Genomic DNA, 21,522 nt, shown 5'->3' with positions numbered 1-21,522 from the left:
CCAGGTGGGATGTTCAAGGGCGAACGTTAGGTATCCACACATGTTGACCATCCTCGGCTTCGCCATGATCGCGACCTTCCTGGTCCTGATCATGCTGAAGAAGATGTCGCCGATCGCGGCGCTCGTCTTGATCCCGGCCCTGTTCTGCGTCTTCGTCGGGAAGGGCGCCCGGCTCGGTGACTACGTCATCGACGGCGTCACCAGCCTCGCCCCCACCGCGGCGATGCTCATGTTCGCGATCGTCTACTTCGGTGTGATGATCGACGTCGGCCTCTTCGACCCGATCGTCCGGGCCATCCTGAAGTTCTGCAAGGCCGACCCCCTGCGCATCGTCGTGGGCACCGCGCTCCTCGCCGCGATCGTCTCGCTCGACGGCGACGGCTCCACCACCTTCATGATCACCGTCTCGGCGATGTACCCGCTGTACAAGCGCCTGAAGATGAGCCTGGTCGTGATGACGGGTGTGGCCGCGATGGCCAACGGCGTGATGAACACCCTGCCCTGGGGCGGCCCGACGGCCCGCGCCGCCACCGCGCTGAAGCTGGACGCCAGCGACATCTTCGTGCCGATGATCCCGGCCCTGGCCGTGGGCCTGGTCTTCGTCATCGCCCTCTCGTACGTCCTCGGCCGCCGCGAGCGCAAGCGGCTCGGGGTGCTGACGCTGGACGAGGTGCTGGTCGAGGAGAAGGAGACCGAGACCGTGCTGGTGGGCGCGGGCGGCTCCGGTACCGACAAGGTCTCCTCCCCGGCCGCCGGTTCGGGCACCGCCGCCCTCGGCGACGACGAGCCCGAGGAGGGCTTCCAGGGCCTCGACCCCGACCGCGCCACCCTGCGCCCCAAGCTGTACTGGTTCAACGCGCTGCTGACGGTCACCCTGCTCACCGCCATGATCATGGAGTGGCTGCCGATCCCGGTGCTGTTCCTGCTCGGCGCGGCTCTGGCGCTGACCGTCAACTTCCCGCACATCCCGGACCAGAAGGCCCGCCTCGCCGCCCACGCCGACAACGTCCTCAACGTCTCCGGCATGGTCTTCGCCGCCGCCGTCTTCACCGGCGTCCTCCAGGGCACCGGCATGGTCGACCACATGGCCACGTGGATGGTGGACGTCATCCCCGAGGGCATGGGCCCCCACATGGCGCTCGTCACCGGAGTCCTGAGCCTCCCGCTCACCTACTTCATGTCGAACGACGGCTTCTACTTCGGTGTCCTGCCGGTCCTCGCCGAGGCCGGCCAGGCGCACGGCGTCTCGACGCTGGAGATCGCCCGCGCCTCGCTGGTCGGCCAGCCGCTGCACATGTCGAGCCCGCTGGTCCCGGCCGTCTACGTCCTGGTCGGCATGGCCAAGGTCGAGTTCGGCGACCACACCCGGTTCGTGGTCAAGTGGGCCGCCCTCACCTGCCTGGTGATCCTCGGGGCGGGCGTTCTGTTCGGCATCATCTGACCGTCTCGGGAGGACAACGCTCATGGGGCCCGGTAGGAACCGAGGCTGGCTGCTCCGCCTCGTCATCGCCTTCGGCTTCGCGCAGGGGGCGGTGTCGATGGCCCGGCCGGCCGTGTCCTACCGGGCCCTCGCGCTGGGCGCGGACGAGCGCGCGATCGGTGTCATCGCCGGTGTGTACGCCCTGCTTCCGCTCTTCGCCGCCGTCCCGCTCGGCCGCCGTACGGACCACGGCCGCTGCGCCCCGCTGCTGCCGGTGGGCGTGGTGCTCATATCCGGCGGCTGCGCGCTCAGCGGCCTGGCCGGCTCGCTGTGGACGATGGCCCTGTGGAGCGGGGTGATGGGCCTCGGCCACCTGTGCTTCGTCATCGGCTCCCAGTCGCTGGTCGCCCGCCAGTCCGCGCCGCACGAACAGGACCGCAACTTCGGCCACTTCACCATCGGCGCCTCCCTCGGCCAGCTGGTCGGCCCGATCGCGGCGGGCTTCCTGATCGACGGTTCCGACCGGGCCGGCAGCAGCGCGCTGGCCCTGCTCGTCGCGGGCGCGGGCTGCGCGGTCGCGTTCACCTCGCTGTGGCGCACAGAACACCGCGACACGACGCCCGAGTCCCGTACGGCGTCCGGCGAGCGCGTCCCGGTCGTTCGCATCCTGCGTACCCGGGGCGTCCCCGCGGGCATCTTCGTCAGCCTCGCCGTGCTGTCCGCGACCGACATCCTGACCGCCTACCTTCCGGTGGTCGGCGAGCAGCGGGGCATCGCGCCGTCCGTCATCGGTGTCCTGCTCAGCGTCCGCGCCGCGGCCACCATCGCCTGCCGGCTCGTTCTGACGCCTCTGCTGCGGCTGCTCGGCCGGACGCTGCTGCTCGCCGTGACCTGTCTGCTGGCGGCGCTGCTGTGCGCCGGGATCGCCCTGCCGGTGCCGGTGTGGGGGCTCGCCGCGATGCTTGCCGGGCTCGGCTTCTGCCTCGGTGTCGGGCAGCCGCTGTCCATGACGACGGTGGTCCAGGCCGCCCCCGCGGGCGCCCGCTCCACGGCCCTCGCGCTCCGGCTGACCGGCAACCGCCTCGGCCAGGTCGCCGCGCCCGCCGCGGCGGGCCTGATCGCCGGGGTCGCGGGCGTGGCGGCGCCGTTCGTGATGCTGGGGGCGCTGTTGCTGCTGTCGTCGGGCGTGGCGCTGCGCTCCCCGGCGAAGCCCGCCGGGGCTCCGGAGCCGCCCGCCGAACGGGCCCGGCCCGGGTCCCCTGTGGTCCGGAAGGGGGACAGCTGACGGGACGTCGGGCGATGCTCCCGCCCTTGCGGGCCAAAATGTGACAAAGAGTCAGATGAAGCACGACTTGTACGATAATCATCAGACTCGGAGGATTTCGCATGCACGTGACGCCCCGTCCACGCCGCGCCGGTGTCCGCACCGCCGCCCTCGCGGCCCTCACCGTCATGGGCGGCGCCCTGACGGCTCCGGCCGTCGCCGTCGCGCCCCTGGCCCCCGGCGACAACGGCACCGTCAAGATCCACTCGGCGTCCGACCCGCGCACGCCGGTCGGCGATCCCCGGGACGAGCCGAAGGTCTGCGAGTTCTACATCGACGCCGTCAACTTCGACGACCTCGCGGACGGCCAGGACATCAACTGGACCATCGAGACCGAGCCCCTCGACCCGAACGGCGCCACGCTCGAAGGCCAGATCACGCTGAACCCGGACGGCACCGGCCACACCGAGGACATCGTCCTGCCGGACGACCAGTACAAGCTCATCTGGACGATCGAGGGCGGAACCGGCGTCGGCAAGCAGAAGGTGTTCCGGGTCGACTGCGTCACCCCGCCGACGTCGCCCCCGCCGACGACCCAGCCCCCGACCACACCGCCGCCCCACGGCAAGGGCCCGCACGGCGGTCCTCCGGCCGGTGGCGGCGGAGGCGCCCGTGACGCGGCGGTCGGTCCGGTCGCCGGCGCGGTCGCGGTGGGTCTGGCCGCGGTCGGCGGGGCGGTCTGGTTCCGACTCCGTCGCCGCCCGCATGGCGCCGCGTAGCGGCTCCGCCGGATGGCCGCCGGGCGGACGTGGGGTCCGTCCGGTGGCCGGGGGACATGGCGCCGGCCGGCCGGTGACGGGTGCCCGGCGGGTGCGCGCGGCGCCCGCCGAGCGGCCCGTCCGGCTGCCGCCGGTCCGGCGCGCCCGCAGGCCCTGGTACCGGACGCGTGCCTTCCGGCTGACGCGTACGGCCGTACTGGCCGCCACCCTCGTGACGGGCGGCCTCTGGTCGGTCCAGGACGAGGACCCCTCCGGAGCGGTGTCGGCCGCACCGGGGGGTGCCTCGGGGCAGGTGTCGGCCCTGCGGGAGGGCATCTCGGGGGTGGCGGACGGTGAGGCGTGGGCGGCCGGGGGGACGGCGGGCGGGATGGCCGACGGGCGGGGCTCGGTGCGCGGGGGTGAGGTGCCCCTGTCCTCGCCTCCGTCTCCGCCCCCGTCCGCGTCCCGGTCCTCGTCCCCACCGAGCCGCCCGCCGAGTCGCCCGCCGAGCCGCCCGCCCGGACGGGCCGGTTCGCCGCCACCCCCCGAACCGGGCCGTCCCGGCGGCTCCCGCCCCGCCGGCCGTCCCGTCACCCCGGTGAGCCCGGGGGCCGCCGGCCACCCCGCGGCCACCTCGCACCCGGCCCCCTCGACACACCCTCGATCCCCGACCCGGCCCGCCGCCGGTGCCGCCCCCGCACCCTCCGCCCCCTCCGCTCACCCCAAGCCCTCGGCGCGCCCCCGCCCCCGCCCCCTCCCGCGCTCCCCCGCCACCCGCCTCCTCATCCCGTACCTCGACATCGACGCCCCCGTCATGGACCTCCGGCTCGACCGCGAGGGCCGGTTGCCCGCGCCGCCGGAGGACGACGCGAACCTGGTGGGCTGGAACGCCGACGGGCCGGCGCCGGGGGAGCGGGGGACCGCCGTGGCCGTCGGGCACCTCGACACGGACACCGACAGGGCCGTCTTCTGGGGTCTGTCCGCACTCTCACCGGGCCACCCGGTGCAGGTGCGCCGTGCCGACGGACGGGTGGCCGTCTACACCGTCGACGCACTGCGGACGTACGAGAAGGCGCACTTCCCCGACCGGGAGGTGTACGGCGACCGGGGCCGCGCCGAGCTGCGGATCATCACCTGCGGCGGCGCGTTCGACCGCCGGACGGGATACACGGGCAACCTCGTCGTCTTCGCCCACCTCGTCGCCGTCCGGGAGCGGGACCGCGCACGTCCGCCGGGCTGAACCGCCCCGTCCGCCGGGCTGAACCAGGACGTCCGGTTTCTCACCTGTCGGATCGGGGCGTCCGATGTGGCCGTGTCTCTTCCCCCGGCCGCCTACGGTCCGTTAACTTCCGTGACTCATAAGCCTCGTGCCGCGCGCGCGAGGCGGCCGGAAACGCGGAGCACCAGCGCACAGGACCTGCCCGAGAGGCCCCGGGGACACTTCTCATGACACGCGCCATCTCCCTGCACGACGTCAGCAAGGTCCACGCCAAGGGCGTCCGGGCCGTGGACCGGCTGTCGCTGGACATCGCACCCGGCGAGTTCCTGGTCCTGCTCGGCCCCTCCGGCTGCGGCAAGTCCACCGTACTGAGGATGATCGCCGGCCTGGAGCACATCACCGAGGGCGAGTTGCTCCTCGACGGCGCGTACGCCAACGACCTGCCGCCGTCCGAGCGGGACATCGCGATGGTCTTCCAGAACTTCGCCCTGTACCCCAACATGACCGGCCGCGACAACATCGGCTTCCCGCTCCGGATCGAGGCCCCCGGCGCCGACCCCGCCCCCCGGGTGGACGCCACCGCCCGGATGCTCGGCATCGAGGACCTCCTGGACCGCTTCCCCGGCCAGCTCTCCGGCGGCGAACGCCAGCGCGTGGCCATGGGCCGGGCCATCGCCCGTCACCCCTCCGCCTTCCTGATGGACGAGCCGCTGTCCAACCTGGACGCCAAGCTCCGCAACCACCTGCGCGCCGAGATATCCCGCCTCACCCGGGAGTTGGGCGTCACCACCGTCTACGTCACCCACGACCAGGCCGAGGCCATGTCGCTGGGCGACCGGGTCGCCGTCCTGCGCGGCGGTGTCCTCCAGCAGGTCGACTCCCCGCGCGTGGTCTACGCGCTGCCCCGCAACGTCTTCGTCGCCGCCTTCATCGGCACCCCGCGCATCAACCTCCTGCGCGGCCTGGTCCGCGCCCCGCTCGACGGCGCGATGACGATCAGCCTCGGCAAGCAGGCCCTGCGCCTGCCCGAACCCCTCTGCCTGGACCACAAGCTGCTGCGGGTGCAGCAGGGCCGGGAGGTGATCGTCGGCCTGCGCTCGGAGGCGGTCCGGATCGCCACGCCCGCCGAGGCCCGCCCGGAGGAGACCCACATCACCGGGCTCGTGGAGCATGTGGAGTTCCAGGGCCACGAGGTGCTGGTCCACTTCAACACCGGCTCCAGCCCCGCCGTCGTCCCCGAACTGGAGGCGCCCCGCCCGGTGCCCGCGCCGCCCCGGCGCCGCCGCGAGGGCGGGTTCCTCGGCCGGCTGCGGGAGCGCGCCGGCAGCCTGCGGGCCGGGCCGGTCGTGGTCATGGACGAGCCGGCGCGGCCGTCCGGGCCCCCGGAGGGCCGGATCCCGGGCGACCTCGTGGTCCGCACCACCCCCGACTTCGTCCTCCGGTACGGGATGCAGATCCCGCTCCTCGTCGACACCGCCCATCTGTACGTCTTCGACCAGCACGGCGACCGCATCTCCCCGGCCCCGGCCCGGCTGCCCGACCTGGAGGAGTGGGAGGCGTGAGACCGTGGCGGGCGGCACGCCGGTGACCCCTGGTGCCGGAAAACTAACGGCGCTAGTTTGGCCGACGACGAGGACCGCCCGCCCGGAAGGAACGTGATGAAGGCACACGACGGCATCTACCTCGACGGGGCCTGGCGCCCGGCCGTGAGCCAGGACGTGATCGAGGTCGTCGACCCGGCCGAGGAGCGGGTGATCGCCCGCGTCCCGGCGGGCGGTGCCGAGGACGTCGATGCCGCCGTACGGGCCGCCCGCGCCGCGCTCCCCGCCTGGTCGGCCACCCCGCCCGCCGAGCGCGCGGCCCGGCTGGCCGCCCTGCGGGACGCGCTGGCGGCCCGCAAGGACGAGATCGCCGAGACCGTCACCGCCGAACTCGGCTCCCCGCTGCCCTTCTCCCTGGCGGTCCACGCGGCCGTACCGATCGCGGTCGCCGGCTCGTACGCCGAACTCGCCGCGACCCACTCCTTCGAGGAGAAGGTCGGCAACTCGACCGTGTACGAGGAGCCGGTCGGCGTGGTCGGGGCCATCACGCCCTGGAACTACCCGCTGCACCAGATCGTCGCCAAGGTCGCCCCCGCCCTGGCCGCGGGCTGCACCGTGGTCCTCAAGCCCGCCGAGAACACCCCGCTCACCGCCCGGCTCTTCGCCGAGGCGGTCCACGAGGCGGGCGTCCCGGCGGGCGTGTTCAACCTCGTCACCGGTCTCGGCCCGGTCGCGGGCCAGGCCCTCGCCGAGCACCCCGGGGTCGACCTGGTCTCCTTCACCGGCTCCACGGCGGTCGGCCGGCGGATCGCCGCCACCGCCGGCGCCGCGATCAAGAAGGTCGCCCTCGAACTCGGCGGCAAGTCCGCCAACGTCATCCTCCCGAGCGCCGACCTCGCCAAGGCGGTCAACGTCGGTGTCGCCAACGTGATGTCCAACTCCGGCCAGACCTGCAGCGCCTGGACCCGCATGCTGGTCCACCGCGACCGGTACGAGGAGGCCGTGGCGCTGGCCGCGACCGCCGCCGCCAAGTACGGCGACCGCATCGGCCCGGTCGTCAGCGCCGAGCAGCGGGCACGGGTGCGGGGTTACATCGAGAAGGGTGTCGCCGAGGGGGCCCGGCTGGTCGCGGGCGGCCCCGAATCCCCGCGCGAGCGCGGCTGGTTCGTCGCCCCGACGGTCTTCGCCGACGTCACACCCGAGATGACGATCGCCCAGGAGGAGATCTTCGGCCCGGTCCTGTCGATCCTGCGCTACGAGGACGAGGAGGACGCCCTGCGGATCGCCAACGGCACCGTCTACGGCCTGGCCGGCGCCGTCTGGGCGGGGGAGGAGGCGGAGGCGGTGGCCTTCGCCCGGCGCATGGACACCGGCCAGGTCGACATCAACGGCGGCCGGTTCAACCCCCTCGCCCCCTTCGGCGGGTACAAGCAGTCGGGCGTCGGCCGTGAACTCGGCGCGCACGGCCTCGCCGAGTACCTCCAGACCAAGTCCCTCCAGTTCTGAAGGAGCCCGTCGTGGTTCGTGCCGCCGTACTCCCCGCCGTGGGCGCCGCTCTGGAGATCACCGACATCGATCTCCCGGACCCCGGCCCCGGCCAGGTCCGCGTCCGCCTCGCCGCCGCCGGGGTCTGCCACTCCGATCTGTCCCTGTCCGACGGCACCATGCGGGTGCCGGTCCCCGCGGTCCTCGGCCACGAGGGCGCGGGCACGGTCGTGTCCGTCGGCGAGGGGGTCACCCATGTCTCACCCGGCGACACCGTCGTCCTGAACTGGGCGCCCTCCTGCGGCAGCTGCCATGCCTGTGGACTCGGCGAGGTGTGGCTCTGCGCCAACGCCCTCAACGGCTCCGCCGACGTGTACGCCCGCACGGCGGACGGCCGGGACCTCCACCCCGGCCTGAACGTCGCCGCGTTCGCCGAGGAGACGGTCGTCAGGGCCTCCTGCGTCCTGCCGCTCCCCGAAGGCATCCCCCTCACCGACGCCGCCCTGCTCGGCTGCGCGGTCCTCACGGGCTACGGCGCCGTCCACCACAACGCGCGCGTGCGCCCCGGCGAGACGGTCGCCGTGTTCGGTGTGGGCGGGGTGGGCCTCGCGACCCTCCAGGCGGCCCGGATCGCGGGCGCCTCGACGATCGTCGCCGTCGACGTCTCCCCGCAGAAGGAGGAACTGGCACGGGCGGCGGGCGCCACCCACTATGTGGTCGCCTCCGAGAACACCGCCCGCGAGATCCGCGCGCTCACCGGCAAGCAGGGCGTCGACGTGGCCGTGGAGTGCGTCGGCCGCGCGGTCACCATCCGCACGGCCTGGGAGTCCACCCGGCGCGGCGGCCGCACCACGGTCGTCGGCATCGGCGGCAAGGACCAGCAGGTCACCTTCAACGCCCTGGAACTCTTCCACTGGGGCCGCACGCTCTCGGGCTGCGTGTACGGCAACTCGAACCCGGCTCAGGACCTCCCGGTGCTCGCCGCCCATGTCCGCGCGGGCCGGCTGGACCTCTCCGCCCTGGTCACCGAGCGCATCGCCCTGGACGGCATCCCCGCGGCCTTCGAGAACATGCTCGCGGGCAAGGGCGGACGGGCGCTGGTCGTCTTCTAGCCCTTTGGCGTCGTGCGGAGCGAGATCCAAGCACGTACTCCCTCTCTCGGAACGTACCTACACCTGCACCGCGTGCGGAACCGTCTCCCCCAGAGACAAGAACTCCGCCCGCGTGATGCTCGTCCGGGCCGGTTTCAACCCGGCTGGTGCCGAGGGCGTAAGACCCCCGGGAGCGCCGCTCCCGCAGGCAGCCTGAGCCAGGAATCCCCCTCGTTCATGAGGGGGAGGATTCAAGCTGAGAGGTCCGCCTCTGGCCGCGGCTCGGCCGCCGCGGCCCGGCGGGGCTTCGACCGCGACACCCACACCCCCGCCAGACACAGCGCACCGCCCGCCAGGGTCAGCAGGCCCGGCACCTCGCCCAGCGCCAGCCACGACATCAGCACCACCAGCGCGGGCACGGCGTACGTGGTGGCGCCCATGCGTCCGGCGGTTGTCCTGGCCAGGGCGTACGCCCAGGTGGTGAAGGCCAGCGCGGTGGGAACGACGCCCAGGTAGACCATGTTCAGGGTGGCGGACAGCGGGGCGTCGGCGGCGTCGTGGACCAGCTGCCCGGCGAACGGCAGGCACACCACCGCGCCCACCGCGCACCCGAACGTCGTCGTCTGCAGCGCGCTCGCGTGCCCGAGCGCCGGCTTCTGCGCCACCACCCCGCTCGCGTACGCCACCGCCGCCAGCAGACACAGCACCACGCCGAGCAGCGAGGACCCGCCGCCGCCGGACATCGACAGCCCGACGGTCACCGCCCCGGCGAAGGACACCGCCATCCCGGCCAGCAGCCGCGGCGGCAGCCGGTCGCCGAGGAACCGCGCGCCCAGCAGGGCGATGAGCAGCGGCCCGATGTTCACGACCAGGGCCGCCGTCCCCGCGTCCACCTGCTGCTCGCCCCAGTTCAGGAGCACCATGTACACCCCGAACCACAGCACGCCGGAGATCGCGATCCCGCGCCAGGCGGCCCTCGGCGGCCACCCCTCGCGCCGCACGGCAGACAGAATGCCCAGCACCAGCGCACCGGCCAGCAGCCGGCCGAGCGCCAGCGCGCCCGGCGAGTACGCGGCACCGGCACTGCGGATCGAGACGAAGGCGGAGGCCCAGGCCAGGACGGTGAAGCCGGCCGCACCGGCGGCGAACAGCTCCGTACGACGAGCGGTGTTCATCATGCTCCCGAGGCTAGGAAGGGACGTGGGGCAGGGGCTCGCGGAAATCGGACGAGGGCTTCGAGGGCCCTCGAGGCACCGGGGCTCAGCGCAGCGCGGCCTCCTCGATCCCCAGCAGCTCGCCCAGCGCCCGTTCGCCCGTCGGGGTCACCTTCACGGCGCGCTCGGTGCCGATCGGTACGCACCACCCCGCGTCCAGCGCGTGCCGGCACAGGGCGGCGCCCGCGACGCCGGCGAGATGGGGGCGGCGTTCGGTCCAGTCGAGGCAGGCGCGGGCGAGCGGGCGGCGGGACGCGCGGTCGAGCGGGATGCCCGCGTCCGCGAACCACCGCAGCCCCCCGTCCGTCAGCGCGAACCCGGTGTCCTGCCTCAGCAGGCCGCGCGCGGTCAGCGCGTCGGTGACGGTGATGCCGAGGCGTCCGGCGAGATGGTCGTAGCAGGTGCGGCCGCGGGCCATCGCCGAGCCGGCGGTCGCGGCGCGCAGGGTGCGCGGGCGCGGGGCCGCGTCCGGGGTGACCTGGGCCGCCAGGTCCTCCACGAGCTGGGCGACCCGCGGACCGGCGAGCCGGACGTACCGGTGCCGCCCCTGCCGCTCCTGCGCCAGCAGCCCGCCCGCGACCAGCTTGCCCAGATGCTCGCTCAGCGTCGACGCGGCCACCCCGGCGTGCCGGGCCAGCTCACCGGCGGTCCAGGCCCGCCCGTCGAGCAGCGCCAGCAGGCAGACGGCCCGTGTCTCGTCGGCCATGAGCCCGGCCAGCGCGGCCAGCCCCGGCGCCCGTACGTCCCTGGTGGTCATGCGTCCCAGCATGCGCCCGGGACGTTTCGGCGTCCGCCGAAGTGTGCCGGGACCGCCTGGTCAGGCGATCCGCCGCAGGCGTTCGTACTGGAGGGCCAGGCCCTCCAGCAGCGCCGTCAGGCCCGTCTCGAAGGCCCGCTCGTCGATCTTCTCCTGCTGCTCGGCGAGCCGGTGCGCCTGGCCGAGGTGCGGGTAGTCGGCGGGGTCGTACGCGCTCGCGTCGTCCACAAAGCCGCCGGCGAACGAGCCGAGCGCGGAGCCCATGACGAAGTACCGCATCAGCGCGCCGACGGAGGTGGCCTGCGCGGGCGGCCAGCCCGCCGCGACCATCCCGCCGTACACCGCGTCGGCGAGCCGGAGCCCGGCCGGGCGGCGGCCGGGGCCCCGGGCGAGCACCGGGACGATGTTCGGGTGGTCGCGCAGGGCGGCCCGGTAGGAGACCGCCCAGTCGCGCAGCGCGGTCCGCCACTCCCGGCCGTCCTCGAACATCGACAGGTCGACCTGGGCGCTCACCGAGTCGGCGACGGCCTCCAGGATCTCGTCCTTGGTGCGGAAGTGGTTGTACAACGAGGGCCCGCTGACCCCCAGTTCGGCGGCGAGCCGACGCGTGGACACGGCCGCGAGGCCCTCCGCGTCCACGAGCACCCGGGCGGTCTCGACGATCCGGTCGGTGCTGAGCAAGGGCTTGCGCGGTCGGGCCATGGCGCACATAGTAGGGCTGCGCCTTGAAACTAGCAGTGCTAATTTAAATGTCCGGCTTTCAAAGGCCTACTTCTGTGAGGTGATCTCGTGGTGAACCTGGGGCTCAGCGAGGAGCAGGAGGCCGTCCGACGGCTCGCCCGGGACTTCGTGGACCGCGAGATCACCCCGCACGTCGTCGCCTGGGACCGCGCCGAGGAGGTCGACCGGTCCCTGGTCAAGAAGCTCGGCGAGGTCGGCTTCCTGGGCCTGACGATCGACGAGGAGTACGGCGGCTGCGGCGGCGACCATCTCGCGTACTGCCTGGTCACGGAGGAGCTGGGCCGCGGCGACTCCTCCGTGCGCGGGATCGTCTCGGTGTCGCTGGGGCTGGTCGCCAAGACGATCGCCGCCTGGGGGAGCGAGGAACAGAAGCGTGCCTGGCTGCCGGGGCTCACCTCCGGCGCGTACGTCGGCTGCTTCGGCCTCACCGAGCCCGGCACCGGCTCGGACGCCGGGAACCTCACCACGCGCGCGGTCCGTGACGATGGGGGCACCTCCCGCTCGAGCGAAGCCGAGAGTGGGGGACGGTACGTCATCAACGGCACCAAGATGTTCATCACCAACGGCACCTGGGCGGACGTGGTCCTGCTCTTCGCCCGCTCCACCGACGCCCCCGGCCACAAGGGCGTCTCCGCCTTCCTCGTCCCCACCGACACCCCCGGCCTGAGCCGCCGTACCGTCCACGGCAAGCTCGGCCTGCGCGGCCAGACGACCGCGGAACTGGTCCTGGAGGACGTCGAGGTCCCCGCGTCCGCGCTGCTGGGCGAGGAGGGCAAGGGCTTCTCGGTCGCCATGTCCGCGCTGGCCAAGGGCCGGATGTCGGTCGCGGCGGGCTGCGTCGGCATAGCCCAGGCCGCACTGGACGCGGCGGTGCGGTACGCCGGCGAGCGCGAGCAGTTCGGCAGGACCATCGCCCACCATCAGCTCGTCCAGGAGCTGCTCAGCGACATCGCCGTGGACGTCGACGCGGCCCGCCTGCTGACCTGGCGCGTCGCCGACCTGATCGACCGCGGCCTGCCCTTCGCCACCGAGTCCTCCAAGGCCAAGCTGTTCGCCTCGGAGGCCGCCGTGCGCGCCGCGAACAACGCCCTCCAGGTCTTCGGCGGCTATGGCTACATCGACGAGTACCCGGCGGGCAAGCTGCTGCGGGACGCCCGCGTGATGACCCTCTACGAGGGCACGAGCCAGATCCAGAAACTCGTCATCGGGCGGGCGCTGACGGGGGTTTCGGCGTTCTGAGTACCCATCTGAGTATCCGTGCGGATGTGGCACGCGCCACGTCGGCCGGATCCTTTTCCCATGAGTGACACACCCGTCAAGCAGCAGAACACGGCCGCGTTCTACGGTCAGGCCGTCGCCTCCTTCGCCATCGCCATGGCGGCCACGGCCATCGGCATCTACCAGTTGAACACCGACGCCTGGGTGCGGTCCTTCCTGGCGATCGCGGTCCTGTACCTCGTGACGTCCGCGTTCACCCTGGCGAAGGTCATCCGGGACCGCCAGGAAGCGGGCACGATCGTGAGCCGGGTCGACCAGGCCCGCCTGGAGAAGCTCCTCGCCGAACACGACCCCTTCGAGAAGATCTGAGGGTTTCCCCTCGGCTGATCGGCCACTCTAAGCGGCCGCTCACCTCGGGCGGTATGGTGTAGCTCCTGTACCGAGAGGGGCGAGCGAGCGATGAGTACGGCGGAGGAGACGGCCGGCGGCGAGATCGAGCCGTGGGAAGAGGTCACCCCTGACGCGGCCCGGCGACTGCTCGTCGCCGCCGTGGAGGCCTTCGCCGAGCGTGGCTACCACGCGACCACGACCCGGGACATCGCGGGCCGTGCGGGCATGAGCCCGGCGGCGCTCTACATCCACTACAAGACCAAGGAAGAGCTGCTCCACCGGATCAGCCGGATCGGTCACGACCGTGCGCTGAGCATCCTGCGCACGGCCGCGAACGGCGACGGCACCCCGGCCGAGCGGCTCGCGGACGCCGTGAGCTCCTTCGTCCGCTGGCACGCCGGGCGGCGCACCACCGCGCGGGTCGTGCAGTACGAGCTGGAGGCGCTCGGCCCGGACGCCCGCGCCGAGATCCTCGCGCTGCGCCGGCAGGTCGACGCCGAGGTGCGCGGGATCATCGAGGAGGGTGTGGCCTCCGGCGAGTTCGACGTCCTGGACGTCCACGGCACCACCCTCGCCGTGCTCTCCCTCTGCATCGACGTGGCCCGCTGGTTCAACGTCGACGGCCCGCGCACACCCGACGAGGTCGGCGCGCTCTACGCCGACCTCGTGCTGCGGATGGTGGGCGCCGCGAAGTAGCGCCCACGGCGGTTACCGGTAGCAACGGAAGCAGCTACAGGTAGTAGCCGTTGCGGCTACAGGCAGTAGCCGGTGCGGGCTACAGGTAGTAGCGGGAGACGGACTCCGCCACGCACACCGGCTTGTCCCCGCCCTCGCGCTCCACGGTGAACGCGAGGGTGAGCTGGACGCCGCCGGTCACGTCCTCGACGCCGGTGATCCGCGCCGTCGCGCGCACCCGGGAGCCGACCGGGACGGGCGCGGGGAAACGCACCTTGTTCGTCCCGTAGTTGACGCCCATCTTCACGCCCTCGACCGCGATCAGCTGAGGCCCGAACAGCGGCAGCAGGGACAGGGTCAGATACCCGTGCGCGATGGTCGTCCTGAACGGACCCGAGGCGGCGCGCTCGGGGTCGACATGGATCCACTGGTGGTCACCGGTGGCCTCCGCGAACAGGTCGATGCGCTTCTGGTCGATCTCCAGCCAGTCGGTGTGGCCCAGCTGCTCGCCCACGGCCGACTTCAGTTCGTCGGCGGACGTGAAGATCCTCGGCTCTGCCATGTGTCTCCGGCCCTCTCGCACGGTGTCCTGCTAAGCGACTGCTTAGCATGGTCGGGTGCGGGGCCGCTGTCAACGGACCCGGGGTGTGACGTGATGGGTAGGCTTCGAGGGGTGCCCCAGATTCCAGAGAAGATCAACGAGCTCACGGTCGGCCAGCTCGCCGCCCGCAGCGGCGTCGCCGTCTCCGCCCTGCACTTCTACGAGTCCAAGGGCCTGATCAGGAGCTGCCGCACCGCAGGCAACCAGCGCCGCTACCATCGCGACGCGCTCCGCAGGGTCGCGTTCGTCCGCGCGGCCCAGCGGGTCGGCATCCCGCTGGCCACGATCCGCGAGGCCCTCGCCGAACTCCCCGAGGAGCGCACGCCCACCCGCGAGGACTGGGCGCGCCTCTCCGCGGCCTGGCGGGCCGAGCTGGACGAGCGCATCAAGCAGCTCAACCGCCTCCGCGACCACCTCACCGACTGCATCGGCTGCGGCTGCCTCTCGCTGGACACCTGCGTCCTGTCCAACCCCGACGACGCCTTCGGCCAACGCGCGTCGGGCTCGCGCCTGCTGGTGGAGCGAAGGAAGACCGAGAAGTAGGGGCGGGGCGCACACCCCGCCCCCCGGACCGACACCGGGCGCCGCACCCGCACCGACGCAGGATGCGGCACCCGCACCGCTCACCCAGTCACTCGCACTCGGTCCCGCCCTTCCGTGTCAGGTAGGCCCCGCTCACCGCCTTGGCGATCGCCCTGCCCCCGGTCACGGAGCTGTACCGCTCGACGGCCGGCCGTATCACGACCCCCTCCCGCAGATGCAGCTCCCGCCCCGACACGGTCTCCCGGCCCGTCGCGATCTCCAGCACCCGCTCACTGTCGTACGGCCCCGCGAACAGCCTCGGTACCAGCGGCAGTTCCCCGCCCACCAGCTCCGCCGCGTCCAGCCAGCGCACCGCCCCGTCGATCTCCGCGGACACGTCGAACACCGCGTACCCGAGCGTCTCGCGCCGCCCGTCCGCGCCGTACGTCAGGTCCTGGACCCCCGCGCCGTACACCTCGCCGAAGATCCCGACCCGTCGCGCGCCCAGCCGCCCGGCGAGCCGGGACGCCGCCTCGACGACGCCGTGGCCGTGCACGGCCCGCCAGTAGAGATTGCGCGGGTCCTCCCTCAGGGCCAGCGACTTCGCGCCGAAGCCCTTCGAGGAGACGTACACCCGCCCCTCGTCCGCGACATACGTCACCAGGCACGCCGAACCGTGCAGCTTCTCGGTCAGGACGACCGGCTCGCCCGGTTCGAAGATGCCGGGATAGCGCTGGATGTTCTCGATGTCGACCCACGGCAGCAGATCCGGCGCCGCCTCGACATCGCCGCTCATGGTCGGTGGGATCGGTGGCACCCACTTCACGATGCCCAGCCGCTCCGCGAAGTCGGTGCCCTCCGCGGCGGCCCGCGCCAGGTCGACGTCCGCCAGCGCCCGCGGCCGGCACACGATGCCCTGCGACAGCTCGCCCCGCAGCCGCACCGCCTTCACCCGGTCCGAGTTGCCGCCCGCCAACCGCCCGGTCAGCCCCAGCTCCTCGACCAGCGCGGCGGGGAGCACCGACTGCTCGGGGATGTAGAGGGCGGCCTCACCGGTGCGGTAGGCGCCCTTGGCGACCACCGCCCGGTACAGGCCGACCTGGGCCAGTTCGAGGGCGTCGGCGTTGGGATGCTCATGGACCGTCAGCACTTCTGCGGTGACGCGCAGCGTCGACATACGGGTGACTCCTTCGGTACCTCAGCTCGGTTTCATCACCCCTGACTCTCCCTACGGGAAAGGTGTGGAGCGACCCGATTAGCCGCTGGTAATGTCACGCTCTTCGGCCGGCGGCGACGCCGTCGCGCACGGAGTCCCGACGGGACGAACTCCCATGACCTCACCGGCCCTTGTTGCCGCCCTCGCGGACATCGACGCGGTCTTCGACGGCTTCGCCAACCCGAGCGAGACCGGATGCGGCTACTGCCACGCGCCCGAGGAGACCGCGTATCTGCGCACGCCGCATGTCCAGGTCCCCGTGGACGTGGTGCGGTACTACCTCTACGAGGTACCCGACCACTTCGACGATCACGAGACGGCCATGCGGCGCCTGCTGCCGCCGGCCGCACGGGCGATGGCCGACGGCACCCTGGGGACGATCGGCTACGGGGGACACGGTCTGAGCCGGGTGGACTGGCGCGCCTGGCCGACCGGGCAGGCAGCCGCGATCGACGCCTTCCTGATCGCCTGGTGGCAGGACGCGCTCGGCACGCCGGAACCGCCCTTCGGTATCGACGACATCTTCGACACCTGCGTCACGATAGCCAGGACCGTGACCCCGTTCCTGGACGGGTGGGCCGACGGGCCGGTCGCCGACGCGCATCTGGCGCGCTGCGCCGACGTCTGGCTGTACGACCTGCTCTCCGACGACTCGCCGTTCACCTGGTGGTACGACGACAGCCATGACGCGGGCCTCGCGGATCTGCGTGCCTGGCTGGCCGGCCCCGGAGCCGCCCGGCTGCGTGCCGCCGGCGAGCCGGACCTCGCCGTGCGCTGTGAACTCCTCGCGCTGCCCGAGGCCGAGCGCTGGGCTCATCCGTACTGGGAAAGTGCCTCCGCCACCAACTGAGCGTTGGACAGGGCCCGTCGCCCGTCCGGCAGGAGCAGGGTGTCCTCCAGTCCGATCCGGGTCGCCAGCCCCAGCCGCCCCGCCAGCCGCAGCACCGGCCACGCGCCGCCGTCCTCGCCGTGCAGCAGCACGGGGCGGCCGGCGGCCGGGCCCAGCTCGGACAGCAGGGCCCGCGCCGACTCCTCGGCGGTCCGCGGATCCGGGTCCGTCACCTCCGCGAGCACGCGCAGCACCTTCGGCGCGAGCGCGGAGGCGGCGAACCGGGCCGCGCCGTCCGTCCCCGACCAGATGCCGGCCTCGACGCCGACCCCCAGGTCGAGCAGTGTCCCGGCGAGTTCCTCCGCGCCCGGCTCGTGCCAGTTCACCGAGGCGTGATCGGGGAGCGCGGTCCAACTCCGCACCCGCTCCGGCCGGAGCACGGGATCGGGCTCGGCCCATGCGCCGGTCGTCACCCCGACCGGCACCGCCACCCGTCGCCGTATCGCGTCGAGGGCGGGCGCCACCACGCGCGGGGACAGACTGTGCCGCCCGCACGGTGTCTTGGGATGGACATGGATCTCGGTGGCCCCGGCCGCGACGGCCCCGGCCGCGGAGGCGGCCAGCGCCTCGGGCGTCAGTGGCACCGCCGCACCGTCGGCGGCCCCCCGCGCGCCGTTCAAACAGACCTGCAGCATGCCTCGATGGTGCCACCCGCCACCGACAACCGGCCGTAGCCGCGGAATCCGGCGTGAACAGGGGGTGCGGCATCCCCGGCGCACCCCCGCCGTGCTCTCAGGGGCGCGTCAGGCCGACACCAGCAGCCGTCCGCGCCGGGCGTACGCCAGCGCCTCCGGGGTGAGCACGGGCCGCGGGACGAGGATCCCGCAGTCCGAGCAGACCGGACCCGCCGACGGTTCGTGGTCCAGGTCGTACTTCCACAGCAGCCGTTCGCCGCCGCAGACGGGGCAGGAGGAGCCCGGCGCCCGCTCCAGCGCGGCGATCAGGCGGCGCAGCACCTCGGCCAGCGGTTCACGGGGGTGGACCCGCGGGTCGTCGCACCATGCCACGCCGAAGCCGCCCCAGGTCAGCCGGTGCCAGTCGTCGACACTGCCCGGCCTGCGCAGCCCGTCGTGCTTCTCCTTCTTGCGGCGCTCGGCGAACTCGACCTCGTAGGCCAGCCACACCGCACGCGCCTCCTCCAGTTCGTCCAGTGCGGCCACGAGCCGCGCCGGATCGGGGGAGCGGTCCTCCGGTCCGAACCCGCCCCGGGAGCACAGATGGTCCCAGGTCGCCCGGTGCCCATAAGGGGCGAACCGCTCCAGGCACTTGCGCAGCGAGTACCGCCGCAGTGCCAGATCGCACCGGGGGTCTCGTACCTGTCTCGCCAGACTCCGGAAACCGGCCATCGCCTTGCACCTCCGTCACATCTGCACCTGTACTTCGGTCACTTCGGCGTCGTCGTACGGACGTCGTCGAATAGACGTATCGACAAGCGATTCGGCTCCATCCGATCTCCGATGACCTCCACCAGCCGAAAACTTGACGCATGTTCATCTTCAAACCCGGGGATACCGGCGGTAACCTTCCGGCCACCCCCGTCGCTAGGAGCAGCCGATGCCACGGCGAACCTCCCGCACCACTCTGGACAGACTGAGAACTCCCGGCAGATTCCCCGGGTTCCTGAAGACCGCATCCGTATGCACCCTCATCGCCGGTCTTCTGTCGCCCCTCGCCCAGACGGCCCAGACGGCCTCGGCCGCCGAGCAGGTCACGGCGGCGAACGACTACTGCGGCGGCCAGTGCTCCGACATCCTGCCGCCCGGTCAGAACGGCAACGCCACCCTCGCCCAGATCCTGCTCAACCAGGCCTTCGGCACCCAGCCCGAACACGCCGAGGACCAGCTCGGCCCCTACGCCAACCTGGCCAAGGGCTACTCCACCCTCACCAACGCCACCATCAACACCTTCTTCAACGACGCGTCCTTCGGAGTCCCGTCCGATCAAGTCGCCTCCACCCTGAAGCCCGCGGGCCGCAGCGACGTGACGATCGTCCGCGACAAGAAGACGGGTGTGCCGCACATCACCGGTACCACCAGATACGGCACCGAGTTCGGTGTCGGATATGCGGCCGCCCAGGACCGGCTGTGGCTCATGGACGTCTTCCGCCACGTCGGCCGCGGCCAGCTCACCACCTTCGCGGGCGGCGACCCCTCCAACCAGGGGCTGGAACAGCAGTTCTGGCGCAACGCTCCGTACACCGAGGCAGACCTCCAGGCCCAGATCGACAACGCCGTCGCCACCAACGGCGCCCGCGGCCAGCAGGCCCTGGCCGACGCGAACGCCTACCTGGACGGCATCAACGCGTACATCGACGCCTCCGACAGCGGCCGCTACTTCCCCGGTGAATACGTCCTGACCGGCCACAAGGACTCAATCACCAACGCCGGCACCATCGACCACTTCAAGGTCACCGACCTGGTGGCGCTGGCCTCGGTCATCGGCGCGCTCTTCGGCTCCGGGGGCGGCGGCGAGGTCAACAACGCCCTCTCCCTGCTCGCCGCGCAGGAGAAGTACGGCGTCGCGGAGGGCACCGAGGTCTGGGAGGCGTTCCGCGAACGCAACGACCCCGAGGCCGTCCTCACCGTCCACGACGGCCAGAGCTTCCCGTACGCCACCAAGCCCGCCGACGCGCAGGGCGAGGCCCTCCCCGACGCCGGCTCGGTCGCCCGGGAACCACTGATCCACGACGCCACGGGCACCGGCGGCGACGCCGCCGCCACCGCCGCCTCCGCCACGGCGGCCGCGGCCGCCGTCAGCTCCGCCCGGCGCGGCATGTCCAACGCCCTCGTGGTCAGCGGGCAGTCCACCGCAAGCGGCCACCCGATCGCCGTCTTCGGCCCGCAGACCGGCTACTTCGCCCCGCAGCTGCTCATGCTCCAGGAGATCCAGGGCCCGGGCATCAGCGCCCGCGGCGCCTCCTTCGCGGGCCTGAGCATGTACGTCGAACTGGGCCGCGGCCAGGACTACGCGTGGAGCGCCACGACCTCCGGCCAGGACATCATCGACACCTACGCGGTCGAGCTGTGCCAGGACGACTACCACTACCTGTACCGCGGCACCTGCACCGCCATGGAGAAGGTCGAGCAGAAGAACGCCTGGAAGCCGACCACGGCCGACGGCACCGCCGCCGGCTCGTACACCATGCGGGTGTGGCGCACGAAGTACGGACCCGTCGAGTACCGCGCGACCGTCGGCGGCAAGAAGGTCGCCTACACCACCCTGCGCTCGTCCTTCATGCACGAGGCCGACTCCATCATCGGCTTCCAGATGCTGAACGACCCGGATCACGTCAAGGGCCCGGAGACCTTCCAGAGCGCGGTGCAGCACATCAACTACACCTTCAACTGGTTCTACGCCGACTCCACGCACACCGCGTACTACAACAGCGGTGACAACCCGGTGCGCGCCGCCGGCGTCGACCCCGAGTTCCCGGTGTGGGCGCAGTCGGCCTACGAGTGGCGGAACTGGGTCCCCGCCACCAACACGGCCGACTACACCCCGCCGTCCGCGCACCCCCACTCCATCGACCAGGACTACTACATCTCCTGGAACAACAAGCAGGCCCTGGACTACTCGACGGCCCCCTGGGGCAACGGCTCGGTGCACCGCGGCAACCTCCTCGAGGACCGCGTGAAGAAGCTGGTCACGGCCGGCGGCGTCACCCGCGCCTCCCTGGTGAAGGCGATGGCGGACGCGGCCCTCGCCGACCTGCGCGCCGAGGACGTCCTGCCCGACCTGCTGAAGGTGATCAACAGCTCCACAGTCACCGACTCCACCGCGGCGGCCGCCGTCACCAAGCTCCAGACCTGGCTGACGGCAGGCGGCAGGCGCACGGAGACCACGGCCGGTTCGAAGACGTACGCCCACGCCGACGCGATCCGCATCATGGACGCCTGGTGGCCGCTGCTGGTGAAGGCGGAGTTCGAACCGGGCCTCGGCACCGACCTCTACACCGCGTTCTCCCACAACCTGCCCATCGACGAGTCCCCGTCGGCCGCCCACGGGCCGACCGGCTCGCACGCCGGAAGCTCCTTCCAGTACGGCTGGTGGAGCTATGTCGACAAGGACATCCGCTCCGTGCTCGGTGAGCCGGTGCAGGGCGGGCTGACCCGGAGGTTCTGCGGCGGCGGCACCCTGACCGGCTGCCGGGACGTCCTCATCGGCACCCTGAAGGAGGCGGCCGGCCGGACCGCGGCCCAGGTCTACCCCAGCGACGCCCTGTGCGCCGCCGGCAACCAGTGGTGCGCCGACTCGATCGTCCAGCGCACCCTGGGCGGCATCAAGCACGGCAACATCAGCTGGCAGAACCGGCCCACCTTCCAGCAGGTGGTGGAGTTCACGTCCCACCGGTGACGCCCGGCGGGGGGGGGGGGGGGGGGGGGGGGGGGGGGGGGGGGGGGGGGGGGGGGGGGGGGGGGGGGGGGGGGGGGGGGGGGGGGGGGGGGGCAGGGGGGGGGGGGGGGGGGGGGGGGGGGGGGGGGGGGGGGGGGGGGGGGGGGGGGGGGGGTGGGGGAGGGGGAG

The 21,522-nt window shown here is 72.6% G+C and carries 20 protein-coding genes and 1 pseudogene; 14 read left to right on the top strand and 7 right to left on the bottom strand.

Translation table 11 applies throughout. From position 1 onward, the window contains the following. Positions 1-40 precede the first annotated feature (40 nt). From ACZ6D7_RS37085 to ACZ6D7_RS37050, 8 genes and pseudogenes are all read left to right on the top strand, one after another. Positions 41-1,441 (top strand): CitMHS family transporter, encoded by a 1,401-nt coding sequence (locus tag ACZ6D7_RS37085; RefSeq protein ID WP_469500587.1) that lies wholly within the window; start codon positions 41-43, stop codon positions 1,439-1,441. A gap of 22 nt (positions 1,442-1,463) precedes the next feature. Continuing rightward, complete coding sequence (locus ACZ6D7_RS37080; protein ID WP_469500586.1) at positions 1,464-2,705, top strand: MFS transporter; 1,242 nt, start codon at positions 1,464-1,466, stop codon at positions 2,703-2,705. Between the two features lie 101 nt (positions 2,706-2,806). Then, the gene (locus ACZ6D7_RS37075; protein WP_469500584.1) at positions 2,807-3,463 is read left to right on the top strand and encodes a hypothetical protein; all 657 of its coding nucleotides are present in this window, start codon (positions 2,807-2,809) and stop codon (positions 3,461-3,463) included. Positions 3,464-3,506: 43 nt separating this feature from the next. Further along, positions 3,507-4,682 carry a class F sortase gene (locus tag ACZ6D7_RS37070; protein WP_469500582.1) on the top strand — a complete coding sequence of 392 codons (1,176 nt, stop codon included), beginning with the start codon at positions 3,507-3,509 and terminating at the stop codon, positions 4,680-4,682. A 206-nt stretch (positions 4,683-4,888) separates the two neighbouring features. Further along, positions 4,889-6,223, top strand: coding sequence for an ABC transporter ATP-binding protein (locus ACZ6D7_RS37065; RefSeq protein WP_469500580.1), 1,335 nt, complete (start codon positions 4,889-4,891; stop codon positions 6,221-6,223). A gap of 96 nt (positions 6,224-6,319) precedes the next feature. Continuing rightward, positions 6,320-7,708: an aldehyde dehydrogenase family protein gene (locus tag ACZ6D7_RS37060; RefSeq protein WP_469500578.1), complete on the top strand. Its 1,389-nt coding sequence runs from the start codon at positions 6,320-6,322 to the stop codon at positions 7,706-7,708. A gap of 11 nt (positions 7,709-7,719) precedes the next feature. After that, entirely contained in the window at positions 7,720-8,799 is a 1,080-nt protein-coding gene (locus ACZ6D7_RS37055) for a Zn-dependent alcohol dehydrogenase (protein WP_469500576.1), read from the top strand. Between the two features lie 7 nt (positions 8,800-8,806). After that, positions 8,807-8,995, top strand: a pseudogene (locus tag ACZ6D7_RS37050) (RNA-guided endonuclease TnpB family protein); the annotation flags it as partial. Between the two features lie 34 nt (positions 8,996-9,029). On the opposite strand, the gene ACZ6D7_RS37045 reads toward ACZ6D7_RS37050, so the two are convergent. From ACZ6D7_RS37045 to ACZ6D7_RS37035, 3 genes are all read right to left on the bottom strand, one after another. Further along, positions 9,030-9,956, bottom strand: coding sequence for a DMT family transporter (locus ACZ6D7_RS37045; RefSeq protein ID WP_469500574.1), 927 nt, complete (start codon positions 9,954-9,956; stop codon positions 9,030-9,032). 82 nt (positions 9,957-10,038) lie between these two features. Further along, positions 10,039-10,749 (bottom strand): ArsR/SmtB family transcription factor, encoded by a 711-nt coding sequence (locus ACZ6D7_RS37040; protein ID WP_469500572.1) that lies wholly within the window; start codon positions 10,747-10,749, stop codon positions 10,039-10,041. 60 nt (positions 10,750-10,809) lie between these two features. Further along, positions 10,810-11,451 carry a TetR/AcrR family transcriptional regulator gene (locus tag ACZ6D7_RS37035; RefSeq protein ID WP_469500570.1) on the bottom strand — a complete coding sequence of 214 codons (642 nt, stop codon included), beginning with the start codon at positions 11,449-11,451 and terminating at the stop codon, positions 10,810-10,812. 90 nt (positions 11,452-11,541) lie between these two features. Between ACZ6D7_RS37035 and ACZ6D7_RS37030 the strand changes: the two genes are divergently transcribed. The 3 genes from ACZ6D7_RS37030 to ACZ6D7_RS37020 all read left to right on the top strand — a co-directional run bounded on the left by ACZ6D7_RS37030 (position 11,542) and on the right by ACZ6D7_RS37020 (position 13,794). Continuing rightward, positions 11,542-12,729 carry an acyl-CoA dehydrogenase family protein gene (locus tag ACZ6D7_RS37030; protein ID WP_469500731.1) on the top strand — a complete coding sequence of 396 codons (1,188 nt, stop codon included), beginning with the start codon at positions 11,542-11,544 and terminating at the stop codon, positions 12,727-12,729. Positions 12,730-12,789: 60 nt separating this feature from the next. Beyond that, complete coding sequence (locus ACZ6D7_RS37025) at positions 12,790-13,077, top strand: YiaA/YiaB family inner membrane protein (protein ID WP_469500569.1); 288 nt, start codon at positions 12,790-12,792, stop codon at positions 13,075-13,077. Positions 13,078-13,167: 90 nt separating this feature from the next. Next, positions 13,168-13,794, top strand: coding sequence for a TetR/AcrR family transcriptional regulator (locus tag ACZ6D7_RS37020; RefSeq protein ID WP_469500567.1), 627 nt, complete (start codon positions 13,168-13,170; stop codon positions 13,792-13,794). 79 nt (positions 13,795-13,873) lie between these two features. Here ACZ6D7_RS37020 and ACZ6D7_RS37015 read toward each other — a convergent pair whose 3' ends face one another. Then, positions 13,874-14,335, bottom strand: a complete 462-nt coding sequence (locus ACZ6D7_RS37015; RefSeq protein ID WP_469500565.1) for a MaoC family dehydratase — start codon at positions 14,333-14,335, stop codon at positions 13,874-13,876. A gap of 111 nt (positions 14,336-14,446) precedes the next feature. Here ACZ6D7_RS37015 and soxR point away from each other — a divergent pair, with 111 nt between their 5' ends. Next, positions 14,447-14,917, top strand: coding sequence for a redox-sensitive transcriptional activator SoxR (gene soxR / locus ACZ6D7_RS37010; RefSeq protein WP_469500563.1), 471 nt, complete (start codon positions 14,447-14,449; stop codon positions 14,915-14,917). Positions 14,918-15,005: 88 nt separating this feature from the next. On the opposite strand, the gene ACZ6D7_RS37005 is transcribed toward soxR, so the two are convergent. Continuing rightward, positions 15,006-16,073: an RNA ligase (ATP) gene (locus ACZ6D7_RS37005; protein WP_469500561.1), complete on the bottom strand. Its 1,068-nt coding sequence runs from the start codon at positions 16,071-16,073 to the stop codon at positions 15,006-15,008. A 154-nt stretch (positions 16,074-16,227) separates the two neighbouring features. On the opposite strand from ACZ6D7_RS37005, the gene ACZ6D7_RS37000 reads away from it, so the two are divergent. Next, positions 16,228-16,962, top strand: coding sequence for a hypothetical protein (locus tag ACZ6D7_RS37000; protein WP_469500559.1), 735 nt, complete (start codon positions 16,228-16,230; stop codon positions 16,960-16,962). Here ACZ6D7_RS37000 and ACZ6D7_RS36995 read toward each other — a convergent pair. Both ACZ6D7_RS36995 and ACZ6D7_RS36990 read right to left on the bottom strand, forming a co-directional pair. After that, the gene (locus ACZ6D7_RS36995) at positions 16,926-17,636 is read right to left on the bottom strand and encodes a 3-keto-5-aminohexanoate cleavage protein (protein ID WP_469500557.1); all 711 of its coding nucleotides are present in this window, start codon (positions 17,634-17,636) and stop codon (positions 16,926-16,928) included. The genes ACZ6D7_RS37000 and ACZ6D7_RS36995 overlap by 37 nt on opposite strands. 108 nt (positions 17,637-17,744) lie before the next feature. Continuing rightward, positions 17,745-18,347, bottom strand: a complete 603-nt coding sequence (locus ACZ6D7_RS36990) for a hypothetical protein (RefSeq protein WP_469500555.1) — start codon at positions 18,345-18,347, stop codon at positions 17,745-17,747. A 208-nt stretch (positions 18,348-18,555) separates the two neighbouring features. Here ACZ6D7_RS36990 and ACZ6D7_RS36985 point away from each other — a divergent pair, with 208 nt between their 5' ends. Next, positions 18,556-21,354, top strand: a complete 2,799-nt coding sequence (locus ACZ6D7_RS36985; RefSeq protein ID WP_469500552.1) for a penicillin acylase family protein — start codon at positions 18,556-18,558, stop codon at positions 21,352-21,354. Positions 21,355-21,522 lie beyond the last annotated feature (168 nt).

This window comes from Streptomyces sp. NPDC041784 (assembly GCF_055591025.1).
The sequence above is the reverse complement of the archived record's forward strand: the minus strand, read 5'-3'. Positions and strand labels throughout refer to the sequence as shown.

Bases quoted from the DNA above. Each gene is read 5' to 3' on its own strand.
- ACZ6D7_RS37085 (WP_469500587.1), top strand. From the start codon at position 41: ATGTTGACCATCCTCGGCTTCGCCATGATCGCGACCTTCCTGGTCCTG.
- ACZ6D7_RS37080 (WP_469500586.1), top strand. From the start codon at position 1,464: ATGGGGCCCGGTAGGAACCGAGGCTGGCTGCTCCGCCTCGTCATCGCC.
- ACZ6D7_RS37075 (WP_469500584.1), top strand. From the start codon at position 2,807: ATGCACGTGACGCCCCGTCCACGCCGCGCCGGTGTCCGCACCGCCGCC.
- ACZ6D7_RS37065 (WP_469500580.1), top strand. From the start codon at position 4,889: ATGACACGCGCCATCTCCCTGCACGACGTCAGCAAGGTCCACGCCAAG.
- ACZ6D7_RS37060 (WP_469500578.1), top strand. From the start codon at position 6,320: ATGAAGGCACACGACGGCATCTACCTCGACGGGGCCTGGCGCCCGGCC.
- ACZ6D7_RS37045 (WP_469500574.1), bottom strand. From the start codon at position 9,956: ATGATGAACACCGCTCGTCGTACGGAGCTGTTCGCCGCCGGTGCGGCC.
- ACZ6D7_RS37040 (WP_469500572.1), bottom strand. From the start codon at position 10,749: ATGACCACCAGGGACGTACGGGCGCCGGGGCTGGCCGCGCTGGCCGGG.
- ACZ6D7_RS37035 (WP_469500570.1), bottom strand. From the start codon at position 11,451: ATGGCCCGACCGCGCAAGCCCTTGCTCAGCACCGACCGGATCGTCGAG.
- ACZ6D7_RS37025 (WP_469500569.1), top strand. From the start codon at position 12,790: ATGAGTGACACACCCGTCAAGCAGCAGAACACGGCCGCGTTCTACGGT.
- ACZ6D7_RS37020 (WP_469500567.1), top strand. From the start codon at position 13,168: ATGAGTACGGCGGAGGAGACGGCCGGCGGCGAGATCGAGCCGTGGGAA.
- ACZ6D7_RS37015 (WP_469500565.1), bottom strand. From the start codon at position 14,335: ATGGCAGAGCCGAGGATCTTCACGTCCGCCGACGAACTGAAGTCGGCC.
- ACZ6D7_RS37005 (WP_469500561.1), bottom strand. From the start codon at position 16,073: ATGTCGACGCTGCGCGTCACCGCAGAAGTGCTGACGGTCCATGAGCAT.
- ACZ6D7_RS37000 (WP_469500559.1), top strand. From the start codon at position 16,228: ATGACCTCACCGGCCCTTGTTGCCGCCCTCGCGGACATCGACGCGGTC.
- ACZ6D7_RS36995 (WP_469500557.1), bottom strand. From the start codon at position 17,636: ATGCTGCAGGTCTGTTTGAACGGCGCGCGGGGGGCCGCCGACGGTGCG.
- ACZ6D7_RS36990 (WP_469500555.1), bottom strand. From the start codon at position 18,347: ATGGCCGGTTTCCGGAGTCTGGCGAGACAGGTACGAGACCCCCGGTGC.
- ACZ6D7_RS36985 (WP_469500552.1), top strand. From the start codon at position 18,556: ATGCCACGGCGAACCTCCCGCACCACTCTGGACAGACTGAGAACTCCC.